The organism is Micromonospora phytophila (genome assembly GCF_023656545.1).
In the GTDB taxonomy this organism is placed as follows: Bacteria; Actinomycetota; Actinomycetes; order Mycobacteriales; family Micromonosporaceae; genus Micromonospora; species Micromonospora phytophila.
On sequence record NZ_JAMOKF010000017.1, the window covers coordinates 1 to 16,265 of the forward strand.

Genomic DNA, 16,265 nt, shown 5'->3' on the forward strand with positions numbered 1-16,265 from the left:
CTCAACGGCCACGCCACATTGGACCGGGACGCCGCACTGGATGGCCACGCCGCGCTGGACGGCCACGCGAGCCCCAGGCTCCACGCCACCACTGACGGCCCCGGACCGGAAGGCCAGGCCCGCCCCGGTCGCCACGCCGGACTGGACGGCCGCGCGATCCGCAGCCGCCACGCCGGATCCGGCGGCCCGAGGCTGGGCGGTGGCGGGCCCACCGGGGAGCCGACGCCCGGCGAGGACCGGGTGGCGATGACCGGCGACGGGCTCGGCGTGACCGGCACCGGGGTGACGGTGAACGCCTCGGCCGGCGACGGCGTCGACCGGGCGGTGCTGGCCGAGTCCCGCCTGGCCGAGCTGCGGGCGCACACCGGCGCCGACGTGGTGGCGGTGACCCTGGACACCGAAGGGGCGGTGGTCGGCGGGGCCGACGGCGAGCCCCGGCGCAGCCACAGCACCCCGGTGCCGGCCAGCCACGCGGTGGGGGCGGGGGACGCGTACCTGGCCGCGATGACGCTGGCGCTGGCCGCCGACGCGCCGCTGCCCACCGCCGCCCAGCTGGCCCAGCTCGCCGCGACCATCACCGTCTCGGACACCGGCACCTGCGTGTGCCGTCGGGAAGATCTGCTCACCGCGCTGGACGTACCGGTCGAGCGGGCCGGTCAGCGGGTGCTGGTCGACGCCGACGAGCTGGACGAGATCGTCGCGGAGCACCGCGCCGCCGGCCGGTCGGTGATCTTCACCAACGGCTGCTTCGACGTGCTGCACCGGGGCCACGTCCGCTACCTCGAGCAGGCCCGGGCGCTCGGGGACCTGCTGGTCGTGGCCGTGAACTCCGACGGCAGCGTACGGCGGCTCAAGGGCCCGGACCGGCCGGTCAACCCGGTCGAGGACCGGACCGCGCTGCTCGCCGCGCTGGCCTGCGTGGACCACGTGGTGGTCTTCGAGGAGGACTCCCCGGCCGGGCTGATCGAGACCATCCGCCCCGACGTCTACGTCAAGGGCGGCGACTACCCGCCGGAGATGGTGCCGGAGGCGCCGCTGGTGCGCCGGCTCGGCGGGCAGGTCCGCACCCTCGGGTACGTGCCGGACCGCTCCACCTCGGCGATCATCGACCGGATCCGGGCGCACAGCCAGGAGCGGGAAGCGGACTCCTCCATGGCGAGCAAGCGGTCGTGAGCCGGCCGCTCGACCTCGGCGCGGCCGAGCAGTTCCGCGCCGAGCGGCTGCTCGACGTGCTGGTCCCGACCCGCAACCGCCCGGCCGAGCTGGCGGTCACCCTCTCCGGGCTGGCCGCCCAGGAGGGCGTGCCCGGCTTCGGGGTGGTGGTCAGCGACCAGTCCGACGGTGACCCGGCGTACCGGCATCCGGCGGCGGCGACCATGGTCCGGACGTTGCGCCACCGGGGGCACCCGGTGCTGCTGACCCGCCGGCTGCCCCGGCGCGGGCTCGCCGAGCACCGGGCCTACCTGCTGGCCGCCTCCACCGCCCGGTACGTGCTCTGTCTCGACGACGACGTCTGGCTGGAGCCGGGGACGCTGAGCCGGCTGGTCAGCGCGATCCAGGAGCTGCGCTGCGGCTTCGTCGGCAACGCGGTGCACGGGCTCTCCTACGCCGACGACGTCCGCCCCGAGACGCACCGACACTACGAGGAGTGGGCGGGCCGCCCCACGCCGGAGCGGATCCGCCCGGGCACCCCGCAGTGGCACCGGGCGTCAATCCACCCGGCCGCGAACCTGCTGCACGTGACGCGGAAGCTCGACCTGCCGCCGGGGGCATGGCGGGCGTACAAGATCTCCTGGATCGGCGGCTGCGTGCTCTACGACCGGGCCAAGCTGGTCGACTCCGGCGGGTTCGACTTCTGGCGGCGGTTGCCGCAGCGGCACCAGGGCGAGGACGTGGCCGCCCAGCTCGCCGTGCTGGCGCGCCACGGCGGCGCCGGCGTCCTGCCCAGCGGGGCGTACCACCTGGAGTCGCCGACGACGGTGACCGAACGGGACGTGGAGGCGTGGGAGGTCGTCCTCGCCGACGAGGACGCCCCGCAGCCGGCCTGACCGCGCGACCACCGCGCCGGGGCGGCGCGACCACCGCACCAGGGCGGGCGGGCGAGAAAGCGCGGGCTCAGGGGGCGCCGGGCTCGGGTCGGAGGAGCTCGCGGGCGGCCTCCAGCACCTCGACCACCGGGACATCCGTGACGAAGGAGTCCCGGTGCGGGCACTCGCCGTCGCCGGGGCGGTGCGGGTAGATGCCGGGGGTGCAGTCGACCCCGCAGACCGGGCAGTGCACCGTCCAGGAGGTGATCGGACGGTGCCGCGCCCGCAGCGGCGTGGCCGTGTTGATCAGGTTGCCGACCCAGTAGACGCCGACCGTCGCGGTGCCCACCGCGGCGGCCAGGTGCAGCGGGCCGGTGTCGTTGGAGACCAGCAGCTCGCAGCCGGCGTAGCAGCCGGCCAGCCCGCCCAGGCTGAGCGTGCCGACCTGGGGGCGGACCGGCACCCCGGCCGCCGCGACCACCCGGTCCACCACGTCCTGCTCGGCGGGGGTGCCGGTGACCAGCACCTCGTACCCGTCGCCGACCAGTTCCCGGGCCACCTCGGCGAACCGTTCGGCCGGCCAGCGCCGACGGGTGTCGGTGGCGCCGGGGTGCAGCGCCACCCGTGGCCGCCGCGCCGGGCCGAGCACCTCGGCCGCTTCCGCCCGGTCGGCGTCGGTGATCGCCAGCGTCGGCACGATCGTGGTGGCCGGGGCGCCGACCAGCGCGGTCACCTCCAGGTAGCGGATCACCTCGTGCTGGTAGTAGACGTAGCGGATCCAGCGGCCCAGCGGCGGTGCGTCCTCGGCCCGCAGGCCGGCGGTGACCCGCGCGCCGAGCCCGCTGACGACCGGGTTGGAGTTGGCGCCGCCGCCGTGCAGCTGCAATGCCAGGTCGAAGCGTTCCTTGCGGGCCGCGGCGAGGAAGTCGTCCATCCGGGACTCCGGCTCGCCCGGGTCGGGGGCGCGGATCCCGGGCGCGGGCGGCACCACCAGCACCCGGTCCACCGGGCCGGGCCGGTCGCGCCACAGCTTCGCGTGCCACGGCGCGCCGATCAGCACGATCTCCGCCGCCGGGTACGCGGCCCGCAGCGCGTCCAGCGCCGGCAGGATGAAGATGAAGTCGCCGAGCGCGTTGGCGCGCAGCACGGCGATCCGTTCGACGTCGGGCACTCGCTCGGCGGCCGGGCCGAGCAGGTTCGGGGTGACCACGCAGTCTCCGCTACGGCCGGTCGATCTCGCCGGCGATGTCCGGGTGGTGCATCTCCCGGTCGGCGGCCGGGTCGGCGGCGCTCGGCGTACTCCCGTTGCGGCCGCTGGGTCGCAGGCCGGCGCGGCCGACGGTGATGGTGCGCGGCGCGGGCCGGGGCGCCCGGGGCAGCCGGACCCGGAGCAGGCCGTGGTCCATCACCGCGTCGATGGCGTCGGGGTCCACCCGGGACGGCAGGTCCACGCGGTACTCGAAGCCGCGGGTCTCGAAGCCGCCGGGGATGCCGTGGTCGGCGTTGACCTCGGCCTCGGAGCGGGCCCGGACGCAGAGCTCCCGGTCGTCCAGCTCGACGGCCACCTCTTCCGGCGCCACCCCGGGCAGCCGCACGACGACCTCCCAGCCGTCGGAGGTCTCGGCCAGCTCGACCTCCGGCGGCCCGGCCCGCCCGCCGACCAGCCGGCTCAGTTCGGACCGCAACGACTGCAACTCGCCCATCGGGTCCCAACCCTGCTGGCGCCCGCGCCAGCCCCGTCCGAACCCGCCGCCGCTCTGCTGTTCGCTCATCGCACCTCTCCGATCCGCTGGGTGGCCGCCGGTGGCCGCAGTGAGCTGGGGGCGTCCAGGCCGGCCTCCCGGTCGACGCCCACGCCGAGCCGGTCGACCAGCTCGCCGCCGAGCCAGGCGCTGACGCCGAGGATGGCCAGCGCGACCACCTCGATGGCGATCAGCGCGCCGCCGGCGGCCCGGGAGTCGGCGTTGAGCCGGACCGCCCAGACCGCGGCGAAGAGCAGGATCACCGCGACGTTGGCGGCGGCGTGGGTGAGCGCCACCCGCTTGGCGCGGGTGCCGGTGGGGATCGCCAGCAGGTCGAACGTCCCGGCCACCGCGGCGAGCAGGCCGACGACCAGGCCGACGGTGATGTTCCAGTACGCGACCTCGCCCAGGAGATCCGGCCCGCCGACGGTGTCCACCAGGTCGAAGAGCACCGCCGTGACGAGCAGGCCGACCGGGAACATCACCAGCATGGGGTGGACGGGGTGACCCAGCACCTTGAGTCGGCTCTCCATGCGGGCCTCCACTGCTCGGTCTCGGTCTCCGGGCGTCGCGTGAGGCGGTACCCCTGGCCCCGAGGGGCAAACCTCGCACTGGTCACGCCCGCCTAGGCTGACGGGGGCGGTCCGCCGGAGCGCTCCGCCAACGGGGTCAACGGTCGGGGGAGGATCACGTGACGGTGGAGATCACTTCGCACGAGGAGTTACGGGAGCTGCTGGGGGCCCCGGCGGCCCGGGCCGTCGCCAAGGAGCGGACGGTCCTGCACGAGCGGGACCGGCAGTGGCTCGCCGCCTCGCCGTTCTGCCTGGTCGCGACGGCCGGGACGGACGGCAGCTGCGACGTCTCCCCCAAGGGGGACCCGCCCGGCTTCGCGCTGGTGCTGGACGAGCGGACCGTCGCCGTCCCGGAGCGGCCGGGCAACAAGCGGGCCGACGGGTACCGCAACATCCTGGACAACCCGCACGTCGGGCTGCTCTTCCTGATCCCCGGGCGCACCGACACGCTGCGGATCAACGGCCGGGCCCGCCTGGTCCGCGACGCGCCCTGGTTCGACGACATGGTCGTCAAGGGGCACCGACCGGTCCTCGCCGTCGTGGTGGAGATCGAGCAGATCTTCTACCACTGCGCCAAGGCGTTCCTCCGCTCGGAGCTGTGGCAGCCGGAGACCTGGCAGCCGGACGCGCTGCCCACCCGCGCCCGGCTCATCAAGGAGGTGGAGGCCCCCGCGGAGAGCCTCGCCGACCTGGAACGCCACTACGGCCCGGACTACGTCACCAAGATCTACACCTGATCCCCGCCCGGGTCGCCCGACGGGCCTCCGCCATTGCTAAAGACATCTTTATAAAGATAGCTTTAGGGTATGTCGCTGCCCGAGGTTAAGCTCTCCGATCCGACCGCCCTGCGCGGGTACGCGCACCCGCTGCGGATGGCCCTGATCGGCCTGCTCCGCCAGCAGGGCCCGCTGACCGCCACGCAGGCCGCCGCCCAGCTCGGCGAGAGCGTGCCGAGCTGCTCGTTCCACCTCCGCCAGCTCGCCAAGTACGGCCTGGCCGAACGGGCCCCCGGCGCCGACGGCCGGGAGCGCCCCTGGCGGGCCACCGCGCTCACCACCCACTGGGACGACAACTCCGACGACCCGGAGGTCCGCGCGGCCACCGACGAACTGCACGCGGTCCAACTCGCCCTCTACACCCGCCTCGCCGAGGAGTTCCTCGCCCGACGGGCGCAGGAGTCGACCGCCTGGCGGGCGGTCACCGGCTTCAGCGACCAGCCGGTGCACGTCACACCGGACGAGATGGCCGAGCTGACCCGTCGCATCGACGCCCTGCTCGGCGAGTACGACGACCGGATCACCGACCCGACGAAGCGACCGGCCGGCAGCCGCAAGGTCAGCGTCATGCGGCTCGCCGTCCTCGCCCCGCCGCCGCCCGGATCCGCCGCGACCGACGACGCCGCGACCGCCACCGGCGGCACCGCGGCGGTCGACAGTGGACCGGCCGGCGGCGGCGCGGGCGGGCCCCGATGAGCAGCGCCGCGCCCACCGCCCCGACCACCAGACCGCCCGACGGCCCGGCACGGCGGAACCCGCTGCCCCGACTGCTGCGCGAGCGGGTGTTCCGGCGGTACTGGTCGGCGCAGACCGTGTCGTACTTCGGCGACGAGATCTCCACCCTGGCCCTGCCGCTGCTGGCCGTGCTGGTCATCGGCGCGGGACCGGCCGAGATGGGCCTGCTGACCGCCGCCGCGCTCGCCCCGAACCTGCTCTTCTCCCTGCTCGCCGGCGCCTGGGTGGATCGGTACCCGCACAAACGCCGCCTCATGATCCTCACCGACCTCGGTCGGGCGCTGCTGCTCACCGCCGTGCCGGTGGCGTACCTGCTGGACGTGCTCGCCCTGCCGCAGCTCTACGTGGTGGCCTTCGCCGTCGGCACGCTCGCCGTGATCTTCGAGGTGGCGCGGGGGGCGCTCTTCGTGTCCCTGGTGGAGCGGCGCGACTACGTCGAGGCGAACACGCTGGTCAACGGCAGTCGGGCGATGTCCCTGGTGGCCGGGCCGAGCATCGGCGGGATCCTGGTGCAGGTGCTCACCGCGCCGATCGCCCTGGTCGCCGACGCGCTGTCGTACGTCGTGTCGGCGTACTTCCTGGGGCGCATCCGGCCGACGGAGCCGGCGCCGGCGCGCGGCGGCGGCCTGGCGCTCGGCGCCGGGCTGCGGTTCCTGGCCCGGACGCCGATGATGCGCGCGATCCTGCTCGGCACCACCACGATCAACCTGTTCAACTTCATGTTCGCCGCGCTCTTCGTGCTCTACGCCACGCAGGAGCTGCGCCTCGCACCCGGCCTGCTGGGCGCCGTGCTCGGCGCGGGCGCGGTGGGCGGGCTGATCGGCGCGGCGCTCACCGGCCGGCTGGTCCGCCGCTTCGGCGTCGGCCCGACGCTGCTGGCCGGGTTCGTGCTCTTCCCCGCCCCGTTGCTGCTCGTCCCGCTCGCCGGCGGGCCGACACCGCTGGTGCTCGGGATGCTCTTCGCCGCGGAGTTCTTCTCGGCCGTCGGAGTGATGATGCTCGACATCGTGGGCAGCTCCGTACAGACCGCGCTCATCCCGGAGGTGCTGCTGGCCCGGGTCACCGGGGCGCGGCGCACCGTCAACTACGGCATCCGCCCCATCGGCGCGCTGCTCGGCGGCGTGCTGGGCACCGCCCTCGGCGTACGCCCGGCGCTCTGGATCGCGACGGCGGGTGCGGTGGCCGGCGTGCTCTGGGTGCTCTTCTCGCCCGTGCCGCACCTGCGCGGCCTGCCCGAACGGGCCGACGACCAGGTGCCCACCACCGGCCGGCGGACGGAGCGCGAGCCGGGCCTGTCGCCGGCCGACCGTGGCCCCGACGTTTGAGCCGTTCGGCGAGGGTACTGATTCAGGTGACGGCCCGACGCGTCATCCGGCGCCGAATCCCCCTGGCCCCCGCTCGAAGGAAGGACGGACCCCCATGCCCACGCGAAGCAGCTCGGGATCGACCGCGACCAAGAACCCTCCGGGCAACCAGACCCCGAACACCCCGGACATCAACGAGAGCGAGATCGCCCGGCTCAAGGTCGACGACCTGCGCAGCCGGCTGCGTCGGCGCGGCGTCACCGAGACCGCCGACATGAAGAAGGACGACCTGGTCAAGGCCCTGGTCAAGAGCCTCAGGGACGACTCCTCCGGCAACGGATCCGGCTCCCGCGGTGGCGGCTCGCGCACCGGCGCGAAGGCGAACGGCGCGAAGTCCGGCGGCTCGAACGGCAACCCGCCGGGCAACCAGACGCCGAACACCCCGGACATCAACGAGAGCGAGATCGCCCGGCTCAAGGTCGACGAACTGCGCGACCGGCTCCGCGACCGTGGCGTCACCGACACCGCCGACATGAAGAAGGACGACCTGGTCAAGGCCCTGGTCAAGAGCCTCAGGGACGGCTCCGCCGGCAACGGGTCGGCGGGCTCGCGGTCGTCCGGCTCGGGCGGCGGCATCCGGACCGGCGCGCACACCTCGAAGTCGCTCAAGTACTCGCAGGAGATCGACTCGGTGGACGACGAGCCGGAGCGGCCGGGACGCAGCCTGGTCACCACCGACCACGAGGTCATCCGGCGGTGGGCCGAGTCGCGCAAGGGCGTGCCGTGCACCGTCGACGGCAGCGAGCACGACGGCCACGCCGGCGTGCTGCGCTTCGACTTCCCGGCCAACGGCCGCGAGGACCGGCTGCGCGAGATCAGCTGGGAGGAGTGGTTCGCGGCCTTCGACCAGCGCCGGCTGAACTTCATCTACCAGGAGGAACGCTCCGACGGCAAGCAGAGCAACTTCTTCCGGCTGGAGAACCCGGACCGCGAGGACGGCTGACCGCCACGGCGGCGCCGGCCCCCTGAGGGCGTACGACCGGGAAGGCCCGGGTCAGCATCCGCCGACCCGGGCCTCCGGCGTTTCCGATCCACACCAGACCGGCGGCAACCCACGTCGGCCCCTGCCCGGGCCGACGGTCGAATGTGGCATTGCGGCAGGTCCGGCGATTGAGCGCGTTCGTCACGGGTAGGAGTTTCGGTGACGAGGACAGCTCTCCCCTCAGATGAGAGCGGTTCGACCCACCGAGGAGGATTGCCGATGACCACCACGGTAGAGAAGTCCATCGAAGTGCAGGTTCCGGTCAGCACCGCGTACAACCAGTGGACGCAGTTCGAGGAGTTCCCCCGCTTCATGGGGGGTGTCCGCGAGGTACGCCAGCTCGACGACAAGCGGATGCACTGGGTCGCCGAGATCGCCGGCGTCAAGCGCGAGTGGGACGCCAGGGTCCTTGAGCAGGTGCCCGACCAGAAGGTCGCCTGGGCGGCCACCGAGGGCGCTACCAACGCCGGGGCCGTCTACTTCCAGCCGATCGGCGCGGACCGCACCATGGTCCGGCTGCACCTCGAGTACGAGCCCGAGGGGCTGGTCGAGAAGGCCGGCGACAAGCTGAACATCGTCGAGAAGCAGGCCGAGTCGGACCTGGAGAAGTTCAAGTCGTACATCGAGGGCCGGGGCATCGAGACCGGCGCCTGGCGCGGCACGGTCGACAACGGTGTCGGCGTCGGCACGCCGGGCGTCGAGGACGCGGCCGCCACCCGGGGTGACAGCGGCAAGGCCGGCGTGTCCGGCAAGGCCGTGGCCGCCGGCGCGGCCGCCGCGGGCGCGGCTGCGGCGGCGGCAGCAGCCGCCGCGAAGCACCGCTCCGGCAACGACGAGGACGACCAGCGGAGCACCACGGGCACCGAGTACGTGGTGACCGACGTCGAGATCGTGCCCGAGACCACCGGGACCACCGGCTACCCGGGCACCGTGACCGACCCGGCCGATCCCCGGCGCGGCATCTGACACCAGCACCCCGCGCGGGTGCACGCCGTACCGTCCTCTGTCCAGGGCCCGGCGGGCCCGCCGCACTCATCAGGTGCGGCGGGACCGGCCGGGCCCTCGCCCGTCCGGCGTCAGCCCTCGACGACCGTCACCATCCACAGGTGGCCGTCGGGGTCGGCGAAGGTGCCCGCGTACCCCCAGCGTTGCTGCCCCGGCTCGGTGACGACCTCCGCGCCCGCGCGGCGCGCCCGCTCGATGATCCGGTCGGCGTCGGCGGCGGACGCGGCGGTGAGGCCGAGCAGGCACTCGCTCTGCCCGCGTTCGGCGACCCGATGGGGGTCGACCACCCAGCCGAAGCCGCCGGTCGGCACCAGCATCAGGCGCAGGCCGTCGTTGACCGCGAACTGCAACGGCTCGGGGATGCCGTCCTCCGCCGGCTCGCCGACGGCGTCCAGGCCGAGCGCCTGAGAGTAGAAACGGTACGAGGTGGGACGGTCGGCGATGGGCAGGCTGACGATCACGGGCGCGTACTGCATGAAGCTGCCTCCAGAGACGGACAAGGGTTCGTCAGGGTGTACGGGCAGGGCCGGCGAAACTCATCGGTCAATCGTCTCCGTGGAGGTCGACGGCCCGACGGATGCTCCTGCCGCCCGCGTCAGCCGGGCGCGCCGGGCACCCGTCGCGGCGGCCCGGCGCGATTGCGTCACTCGGCGCCGAGCAGGTGCGCGAACGGCGTGGGGTTGTCGAAGGGATCGGTGTGGGTGGGCTTGTCACGCCGGTCGACCTCGCGGGCCAGTTCGCCGGCCGCCCGGTCGATCCGGTGGACCAGCGAACTCTCTGCCGTGTCGCCGGCACCCCAGTCCTCTGGGGCGGCGAACACCGCGGTCGGCACGACCACCGCGTGCAGGTAGGTGAAGACCGGCCGCAGCGCGTGTTCCAGCACCAGCGAGTGCCGTCCCGTCCCCCCGGTGGCGGCGACCAGGACCGGCTTGTCCACCAGCGCGGTGTCGTCGAGGACCTCGACGAACATCTTGAAGAACCCGTTGAACGACGCGCTGAACGTCGGCGTGACCGCGATCAGTGCGTCCGCGCCCGCGACGGTCTCGTGCACCCGCTTCAGCTCCTCCGACGGATAGCCGGCGAGCAGGTTGTTGACCAGGTCGTGCGCGTGGTCGCGCAGCTCGATGACCTCGACGTCGACCTCGGCACCGAGCTGTTCCAGCTCGCGCCGGGCCGCGTCGGCGAGCCGGTCGGCGAGCATTCGGGTCGACGACGGCTGCCGCAGACCGGCCGACACGACTGCGATGGTGCGCCTCATCACTTCCCCTCCGTTGCGGCGGCCTTCAGCGAGGCGTGCGTCGGGGCGTCCGGCACGTGGGCGGGACGGCCCACCGCGAACTCCTTGCGCAGCACCTGCACGACCTCGCCCAGCATCTCGATCTGCTCCAGCACCGTCTTCCGCGGTACGCCGATCCCGTCGACGTTGAAGAGCTGGCGCTGGTAGTCGCCGCCCGCGTACTCCCGGAAGGCCAGGGTCCGGTCGATCACCTCCTGCGGGCTGCCGACCAGCAGCGCCGTCCGCTTCATCGTCTCCTCCAGCGACGGCCCATGTCCGTAGGCCGCCGAATTGTCGAAGTACGGGTGGAAATCGCGCAGCGCGTCCTGTGAGTTCTTCCGCATGAACACCTGCGCGCCGAGGCCCACGATTGCCTGGTCCGCGGGGCCGTGCCCGTAGTGCTCGAAGCGCCGGCGGTAGAGCCCCACCATCCGCTGGACGTGCTCCTTGGGCCAGAGCAGGTTGTTGTGCAGGAACCCGTCGCCGTAGTACGCCGCCTGCTCGGCGATCTCGGGGCTGCGGATCGAGCCGTGCCAGACGAACGGCGGCACGCCGTCCAGCGGGCGGGGGGTCGAGGTGAACGACTGCAACGGGGTGCGGAACTTGCCCTGCCAGTCGACCACCTCCTCGCGCCACAGCCGGCGCAGCAGGTCGTAGTTCTCGACGGCGAGCGCGATGCCGTTGCGGATGTCCTGGCCGAACCACGGATAGACCGGGCCGGTGTTGCCGCGGCCCATCATGAGGTCGACGCGGCCGTCGGCGAGATGCTGGAGCATCGCGTAGTCCTCGGCGATCTTCACCGGGTCGTTGGTCGTGATCAACGTGGTCGAGGTGGACAGCACGATCCTGTCCGTCCGCGCCGCGACGTGACCCAGCAGCGTGGTGGGCGAGGACGGGAAGAACGGCGGGTTGTGGTGCTCACCGATGGCGAAGACGTCCAGACCCACGTCCTCGGCCAGCTTCGCGTACTCCAAGACGGCCTTGATCCGCTCGTGCTCCGAGGGCATCCGCCCCGTCACCGGGTCGCGGACCACGTCGCCCACACCAAAGATTCCGAACTGCATCTCAGCCCGCCTGCCTCGCTCGCTCGCTCCGATGACGCCTACCGTTCATCAGCAACCTGAGCCGGGCGAGGCAAATTCCTTGACTGAGCAAACACTGTGAGGTGACCGCGCCCACACCCGGGCGGGCGACCTGGTCGACCCCGCGCGGTGGTCGACGTGGACGGCGGTTTTCACCGGCTGACGGGCGTCGGGCGCGGCGGTCCGAGGCTGTCGCCGTACCCGGCCTCAACCATTGCGGCGACGGGAGGCGTCTTACCTGGCGAGGGGGTGGGCATGACCGAGACGTTCCACGAGTTCGTGGTGCACCGCTCACCGGCACTGTCCCGCAGGGCCTACCTGCTCACCGGCGACCACCAGCTCGCCGAGGACCTGTTGCAGAGCTCGCTGGCCCGGACGTACCGGCACTGGCGGCGCATCCGCGGTGGCGACCCGGAGGCGTACGTGCGGCGGGTGATGTACCACCAGCAGGTCTCCTGGTGGCGACGCCGCCGGCTCGCCGAACGGCTGGACCCGGAGCCCACCGACCGGCCCGGCGACGACCACTCCGACGCGACCGCCCTGCGGCTGACCCTGGCGGCCGCGCTGCGCCAGCTCACCCCCCGCCAACGCGCCGTGATCGTGCTGCGGTTCTACGAGGACCTGACCGAAACGCAGGTCGCCGAGGTGCTGGGCTGCTCCGTCGGCACGGTCAAGCGACACGGCCATGACGCGGTACGCCGGCTGCGCGCCATCGCCCCCGACCTGGTCGACCGCACGGCGGAGAGGAGCCCGCGATGACCGCCCGACTGCGCGAATCGCTGCACACCGCGGCTGCCCACGTCCCCGCGTACCCGGTCTACGAACGGGCGCTCGCCACCGCCCGCCGCTCCCGTCGCCGTAACGCGCTCGCGGCCGTGGCGGCGCTGATACTGGTCGCGCTGGCCGGGGCGGTGCTGCCGCCGGCAGGTACCCCCGCCGCCGACCCGGCGGCCGGCGCGGAGGCCGCGCTGCCCGACCGGGTCGGCGTGCCCCCCTTCGGCAGCCTGCACGCCACCGATCGGCCGCGCCTCGGTCCCGCCTCGGTGATCTTCACCGGTCAGGCCCCCGGCCTGATGCACGGCGACGAGGGCAGCATCATCGCGGTCGTCGGCGCCGACGCCGACCGCTACCGGATCATCAAAGGTGAAATCGAGGCGCAACCCGGCGAAGACACGGTGCTGTCCCCCGATGGTCGCCGGGTCGCCTTCACCTCGACCGGCTCCGCGCAGCCCCGAGTGGAGATCGTCGACCTGGTCACCGGGCACAGCCGCACCGTCGGCAGCGGGGTCCCCGGCACGATCGTCGCCGAACCGGCAGGCTGGTCGCCGGACGGTCGAGCGCTGGTCGTCCGGGACACGGTGCCGGCCAACCCGGAGCGCAGCGCCTACCGGCAGATGCTGAGCGTCGTCTGGCTGGACGGTGACCGCCTGACCCGGCTGGCCGACGATCACGAAGGGGTCGGATCGCCGGTCGCATTCGCCCCGGAAGGGGCACGGCTCGCCTTCCAGACCGGACGGACGGTCTCCGTCGCCGACCTGGACGGCCGGCGGCTCTCCTCGTTCACCCTCGCGCCGGAGACGGACCTGGCCGGCAAGGGTGCCTGGAGCACCGATGGCCGGACGTTGACGGTTACCCGCCGGGACGGCGGCAGCTGGAGCCTGCGGCGGATCGACCCGGCCACCGGCCGGGACCTCGGCGCGATGGACACGCCGGCCGTCTCCGGGGTGACCGCAATTCGGCTACTGGGATGGGCGGCGGACGGGTCCGCCCGGGTCGTCGCCTACCATCCTGAACCCCGCACGCCGACCGCGTTCGACGCGCCCCTCGACATGGATCAGCGACTGGCACACGGCAACGTCGGCACCGTCCGAGTCCTGGCCCTCGGCCGCGGCGCGGACGCTCCCACCACCCTGCTCACCGCCCCGGAAGACGTGGTCGCGATCGACGTTTCCGACGACGTGATCCGCAGCGGTCGCACCCGCGACGCGAGTCCGCCCGGTGGAATGGGCCCCCGATTCTGGTTCTGGACGGTCCTCATCACCGTCCTGGTGGCCGGCATCGCGGCGTACCGCTTTCGCAAAGGGCTGGCGCTCTGGCTCGACGACCGGCGGGGCAGGCGTACGCGTGGACTGGGTGGGTCATCCTCATGATCGCGAAGGCGGGGAAGACCGAGTAGCACGGGACATCTCCTTGCGGGCGCCTTGACGCGGTCGCCAGCGGAACTAGGAGCCGCCCTCGGCCCACCAGCGAGAAGGCCGCTCGACACCTGCTCAGACGGCATCCGGGGCTGCCATGGTTGGTCGCTGGTTGACGACATAGCTACTTGTCGTACTCCGGCTCACACGCAGCCGTAGAAGGCGCACAGACTGCCAGGTAGCTCGGAACAACTGCCCTGTGCTGGGCACCTTCATATTCGTAAACAAGCTCAACGCCGCGGCGTGCGGAGCGACCTGGCGCAACGACCTCGTACCCGATCTGGAGCTCGATCCAGCGATTTTCGCCCTGCTTCGGCGGCTGAACGATGAGGCCTTCGACGGGTACGGCGCCTGCCGCGTGGGGCCGCGCAGGCGGAAACCCCGGTGCCTCCTGGAACGATCCGACCGAACCCGGTGGCAACATGTCGGGGTTGATCCGCGCCAGAATTCCAATCACACGCACGGTCCCGCCATCATCCATGAGTGGCCTCGCCGAGATGAGGCGCAACGGCCCTCGCGCCTGCGGCGTCACCGTGATGAGGTTGAGCCCATCGGTAAATTTCGAACCGACGTCTTTGGAGGCGTACCAGCCGTACGCTCCTTGGCCCGTTTTGAGCTCGTCGCCCGGAGGATCTGCGCCCGCACCGTCCGATGCAAGAATTGCAGTCACGCCAAGCACCGCACATGCGACGAAGAACCGGGTTTTGGTGCGAGTCCACCTAGATCGCGCATCAGTGATCGGAATGCTCGTTTCGTTCAAGGTGCGCACCAATCTGATACCGCCAAGGCCGTCCGCGTCTGGGGGCGGGTGAGTACCCTACCGCTTGGTACGGGAACCAATGAGCCTTCCGAATTGTGTTCGCGATGAACGAGCCAACGCCCCGTAGGCGGCGCTATCCGACCGACCGTGGTTCGTGTGACGTCGGCCGACGTTCGTCCCTCGGGCTCTCCCAAGGGGCAACAGCCGGCATTCTGCCGGGCCGCCATCCCGTTCGCGGTCGACCCACCCTCCGGGGGAGCGAGCCGCCGCCCGGCCCGCGGTGTCACGCGGACCTTGACGCCCGTACAGGCGCTGGCGGGTCGAGCGGTGGCCTGCTCGTCCTGTCCGGGTCGATGGGGGCGGGATGGCTTTTCGCAACCACCCACGGCGAATTGGACGCTCCTATTTTCCGCAAGTCCCGGGCCTCAGGCCGGTGTCAGGCGGGATAGCCGGTCTGATGTACGTAGGTGAGCTGGCTCGGATCGATGCCCCACGCCGTGAGCACCTGGTTGAGCTTCATCTCGCCCTGAGCGTGCGCGGTCCGCACGTCGGTCATGCCGTCGCCTGGCCCTACGCACCAGTCGTTGTCGATGTAGCTGGCTTCGAACTCACGATGGAAGAGGTTGAACCGCTGGTCGGTGGTGGCAGCGGCAGGGGTCTGTAGGGGGTAAATCGCGATCCAGGCGTCAAGCGGATGAGACGACAACATGCTTGACCTCTGCCATGTAGCGCCCGGCGGCCGCGGAGGCATCGTCCGGGGGGTTCCCGGTTTCACGCGCACGCATGTACGCCGCGTACCAGTCCCACCAGTCGTGCGGTGGGGCGACCGCCTCAAACGAGCCGTGGCGTTCGGCCGTCTCATGCAGGAGCTGCGCAAGATCTTCAACGTCCATCAGTCAAAACCTCCTCGGTCGTGCGGACTCGTCACCGTCCGGGTTGCCGCTCCTTGACCTCCTGCAGCAGCCACCCGTTGCCGTCCGGGTCGGTGAACGAGGCGAATGAGGCGTAGCTGCGACGGTCCGGGGCGGGGCCGTCCACCCGTTCCTGGTCACCGGTGTCGTAGACGTTGTGGAAGACCTCGCTCACCTCCACGCCCCTGCTGATCAGGTCGGCGCGGGCTTGGTCGATGTCGGAGACCACGAGGTAGGTGCCCTGGGCAGTGCCAGGCGCCGCGGGGGTGAGCCCGCGGCCGAGGTGGATCGAGCATGCCGACCCCGGCGGCGTCAGTTGCACGGCCCTGAACTTCGGGCCGGCCTCGAAGTCCGCATCGAGCCGCCACCCCAAGCCCTGGTAGAAGCGCAGGGCGCAGTCGACGTCAGCCACAGGGATGACGACGACCTCGAGTTTCATGAGCATGGTCGGCTCATTGACGTTCGATGCGCCGCCCTGATCTTCCTGCGGGGTGCTCATGTCGACCTCCTGTGACGGATGCCAGGTTCGGTTATGGCCCTGGGTGAGCCCCCACCGGCCGGGGATCCGAGCGCCGGCTCCGGGTCGTGCGTGGACCGGCTGATACGACAATTGTGGCTTGCCGGACACCGCCGAGGAGGGCCGTTGGCGCAACCCGTTCCCGCCTCGGCAAACGCCCGTAGCTGCGCCTTCGGCGGGTTCCCGGCCGGCGGCCGCCTCACGACCCTGACCGCGTACGAGCAAGATCCCTTGAAGTTGATCGTTCAACTCCCCCGGCCGCTACCATCCCGTTCGCCCTCGAGCCTCACGAACGGGGTGCAGACCCGCGGATCCGGCCCG

General features: G+C 72.2%; 18 protein-coding genes and 1 pseudogene. 9 read left to right on the forward strand and 10 right to left on the reverse strand.

The features are described 5' to 3' along the window. Positions 1-1,173: D-glycero-beta-D-manno-heptose 1-phosphate adenylyltransferase (rfaE2, locus tag NCC78_RS04745; protein WP_250791929.1), on the forward strand; the 1,173-nt coding region annotated here is incomplete at its 5' end. Then, positions 1,170-2,048: a glycosyltransferase family 2 protein gene (locus NCC78_RS04750; protein ID WP_250791930.1), complete on the forward strand. Its 879-nt coding sequence runs from the start codon at positions 1,170-1,172 to the stop codon at positions 2,046-2,048. The genes rfaE2 and NCC78_RS04750, both read left to right, overlap by 4 nt. 67 nt (positions 2,049-2,115) lie before the next feature. Here NCC78_RS04750 and NCC78_RS04755 read toward each other — a convergent pair whose 3' ends face one another. The 3 genes from NCC78_RS04755 to NCC78_RS04765 are packed head-to-tail and all read right to left on the reverse strand — an operon-like array spanning position 2,116 to position 4,302. Next, the gene (locus NCC78_RS04755) at positions 2,116-3,237 is read right to left on the reverse strand and encodes a glycosyltransferase family 9 protein (protein WP_250791931.1); all 1,122 of its coding nucleotides are present in this window, start codon (positions 3,235-3,237) and stop codon (positions 2,116-2,118) included. Positions 3,238-3,247: 10 nt separating this feature from the next. After that, positions 3,248-3,799: an Hsp20/alpha crystallin family protein gene (locus NCC78_RS04760; RefSeq protein WP_250791932.1), complete on the reverse strand. Its 552-nt coding sequence runs from the start codon at positions 3,797-3,799 to the stop codon at positions 3,248-3,250. Further along, positions 3,796-4,302: a DUF2231 domain-containing protein gene (locus NCC78_RS04765; protein ID WP_250791933.1), complete on the reverse strand. Its 507-nt coding sequence runs from the start codon at positions 4,300-4,302 to the stop codon at positions 3,796-3,798. Before NCC78_RS04765 ends, NCC78_RS04760 begins: the two co-directional genes overlap by 4 nt. A 158-nt stretch (positions 4,303-4,460) precedes the next feature. Between NCC78_RS04765 and NCC78_RS04770 the strand changes: the two genes are divergently transcribed. The 5 genes and pseudogenes from NCC78_RS04770 to NCC78_RS04790 form a co-directional block, all read left to right on the forward strand. Next, positions 4,461-5,078, forward strand: a complete 618-nt coding sequence (locus tag NCC78_RS04770) for a pyridoxamine 5'-phosphate oxidase family protein (protein WP_250791934.1) — start codon at positions 4,461-4,463, stop codon at positions 5,076-5,078. A gap of 69 nt (positions 5,079-5,147) precedes the next feature. Continuing rightward, on the forward strand, positions 5,148-5,813 hold the full coding sequence (locus tag NCC78_RS04775) for a winged helix-turn-helix domain-containing protein (RefSeq protein ID WP_250791935.1): 666 nt from the start codon (positions 5,148-5,150) through the stop codon (positions 5,811-5,813). Further along, complete coding sequence (locus NCC78_RS04780) at positions 5,810-7,177, forward strand: MFS transporter (protein WP_250791936.1); 1,368 nt, start codon at positions 5,810-5,812, stop codon at positions 7,175-7,177. The genes NCC78_RS04775 and NCC78_RS04780 overlap by 4 nt, the downstream gene beginning before the upstream one ends. A 427-nt stretch (positions 7,178-7,604) precedes the next feature. Beyond that, positions 7,605-8,159, forward strand: a complete 555-nt coding sequence (locus NCC78_RS32405) for a hypothetical protein (protein WP_372495054.1) — start codon at positions 7,605-7,607, stop codon at positions 8,157-8,159. A gap of 258 nt (positions 8,160-8,417) precedes the next feature. Continuing rightward, a pseudogene (locus NCC78_RS04790) lies at positions 8,418-8,867 on the forward strand (SRPBCC family protein); the annotation flags it as partial. A gap of 407 nt (positions 8,868-9,274) precedes the next feature. Here the strand turns inward: NCC78_RS04790 and NCC78_RS04795 are convergent. The 3 genes from NCC78_RS04795 to NCC78_RS04805 form a co-directional block, all read right to left on the reverse strand. Beyond that, positions 9,275-9,679: a VOC family protein gene (locus NCC78_RS04795; protein ID WP_250791938.1), complete on the reverse strand. Its 405-nt coding sequence runs from the start codon at positions 9,677-9,679 to the stop codon at positions 9,275-9,277. 167 nt (positions 9,680-9,846) lie between these two features. Next, positions 9,847-10,440: an FMN reductase gene (locus NCC78_RS04800; RefSeq protein WP_443677196.1), complete on the reverse strand. Its 594-nt coding sequence runs from the start codon at positions 10,438-10,440 to the stop codon at positions 9,847-9,849. 20 nt (positions 10,441-10,460) lie between these two features. Further along, positions 10,461-11,543: an LLM class flavin-dependent oxidoreductase gene (locus tag NCC78_RS04805; RefSeq protein ID WP_250791940.1), complete on the reverse strand. Its 1,083-nt coding sequence runs from the start codon at positions 11,541-11,543 to the stop codon at positions 10,461-10,463. A gap of 273 nt (positions 11,544-11,816) precedes the next feature. Here NCC78_RS04805 and NCC78_RS04810 point away from each other — a divergent pair, with 273 nt between their 5' ends. Together NCC78_RS04810 and NCC78_RS04815 are read left to right on the forward strand one after the other, a co-directional pair. Further along, positions 11,817-12,320 (forward strand): SigE family RNA polymerase sigma factor, encoded by a 504-nt coding sequence (locus NCC78_RS04810; RefSeq protein ID WP_250791941.1) that lies wholly within the window; start codon positions 11,817-11,819, stop codon positions 12,318-12,320. Then, on the forward strand, positions 12,317-13,711 hold the full coding sequence (locus tag NCC78_RS04815; protein WP_250791942.1) for a TolB family protein: 1,395 nt from the start codon (positions 12,317-12,319) through the stop codon (positions 13,709-13,711). The genes NCC78_RS04810 and NCC78_RS04815 overlap by 4 nt, the downstream gene beginning before the upstream one ends. Before the next feature lie 169 nt (positions 13,712-13,880). Here the strand turns inward: NCC78_RS04815 and NCC78_RS04820 are convergent, their stop codons facing one another. The 4 genes from NCC78_RS04820 to NCC78_RS04835 all read right to left on the reverse strand — a co-directional run bounded on the left by NCC78_RS04820 (position 13,881) and on the right by NCC78_RS04835 (position 15,926). Further along, a complete protein-coding gene (locus tag NCC78_RS04820) occupies positions 13,881-14,525 on the reverse strand; it encodes a hypothetical protein (protein WP_250791943.1) in 645 nt (214 codons plus the stop codon). A 427-nt stretch (positions 14,526-14,952) separates the two neighbouring features. Continuing rightward, a complete protein-coding gene (locus tag NCC78_RS04825) occupies positions 14,953-15,225 on the reverse strand; it encodes a hypothetical protein (RefSeq protein WP_250791944.1) in 273 nt (90 codons plus the stop codon). Continuing rightward, entirely contained in the window at positions 15,203-15,409 is a 207-nt protein-coding gene (locus tag NCC78_RS04830; protein WP_250791945.1) for a bleomycin resistance protein, read from the reverse strand. The genes NCC78_RS04825 and NCC78_RS04830 overlap by 23 nt, the downstream gene beginning before the upstream one ends. A 31-nt stretch (positions 15,410-15,440) precedes the next feature. Beyond that, the gene (locus tag NCC78_RS04835) at positions 15,441-15,926 is read right to left on the reverse strand and encodes a VOC family protein (RefSeq protein WP_250791946.1); all 486 of its coding nucleotides are present in this window, start codon (positions 15,924-15,926) and stop codon (positions 15,441-15,443) included. Positions 15,927-16,265: the final 339 nt, after the last annotated feature.

Bases quoted from the DNA above. Each gene is read 5' to 3' on its own strand.
- NCC78_RS04760 (WP_250791932.1), bottom strand. From the start codon at position 3,799: ATGAGCGAACAGCAGAGCGGCGGCGGGTTCGGACGGGGCTGGCGCGGG.
- NCC78_RS04765 (WP_250791933.1), bottom strand. From the start codon at position 4,302: ATGGAGAGCCGACTCAAGGTGCTGGGTCACCCCGTCCACCCCATGCTG.
- NCC78_RS04775 (WP_250791935.1), top strand. From the start codon at position 5,148: ATGTCGCTGCCCGAGGTTAAGCTCTCCGATCCGACCGCCCTGCGCGGG.
- NCC78_RS04780 (WP_250791936.1), top strand. From the start codon at position 5,810: ATGAGCAGCGCCGCGCCCACCGCCCCGACCACCAGACCGCCCGACGGC.
- NCC78_RS04795 (WP_250791938.1), bottom strand. From the start codon at position 9,679: ATGCAGTACGCGCCCGTGATCGTCAGCCTGCCCATCGCCGACCGTCCC.
- NCC78_RS04805 (WP_250791940.1), bottom strand. From the start codon at position 11,543: ATGCAGTTCGGAATCTTTGGTGTGGGCGACGTGGTCCGCGACCCGGTG.
- NCC78_RS04810 (WP_250791941.1), top strand. From the start codon at position 11,817: ATGACCGAGACGTTCCACGAGTTCGTGGTGCACCGCTCACCGGCACTG.
- NCC78_RS04815 (WP_250791942.1), top strand. From the start codon at position 12,317: ATGACCGCCCGACTGCGCGAATCGCTGCACACCGCGGCTGCCCACGTC.
- NCC78_RS04825 (WP_250791944.1), bottom strand. From the start codon at position 15,225: ATGTTGTCGTCTCATCCGCTTGACGCCTGGATCGCGATTTACCCCCTA.
- NCC78_RS04830 (WP_250791945.1), bottom strand. From the start codon at position 15,409: ATGGACGTTGAAGATCTTGCGCAGCTCCTGCATGAGACGGCCGAACGC.
- NCC78_RS04835 (WP_250791946.1), bottom strand. From the start codon at position 15,926: ATGAGCACCCCGCAGGAAGATCAGGGCGGCGCATCGAACGTCAATGAG.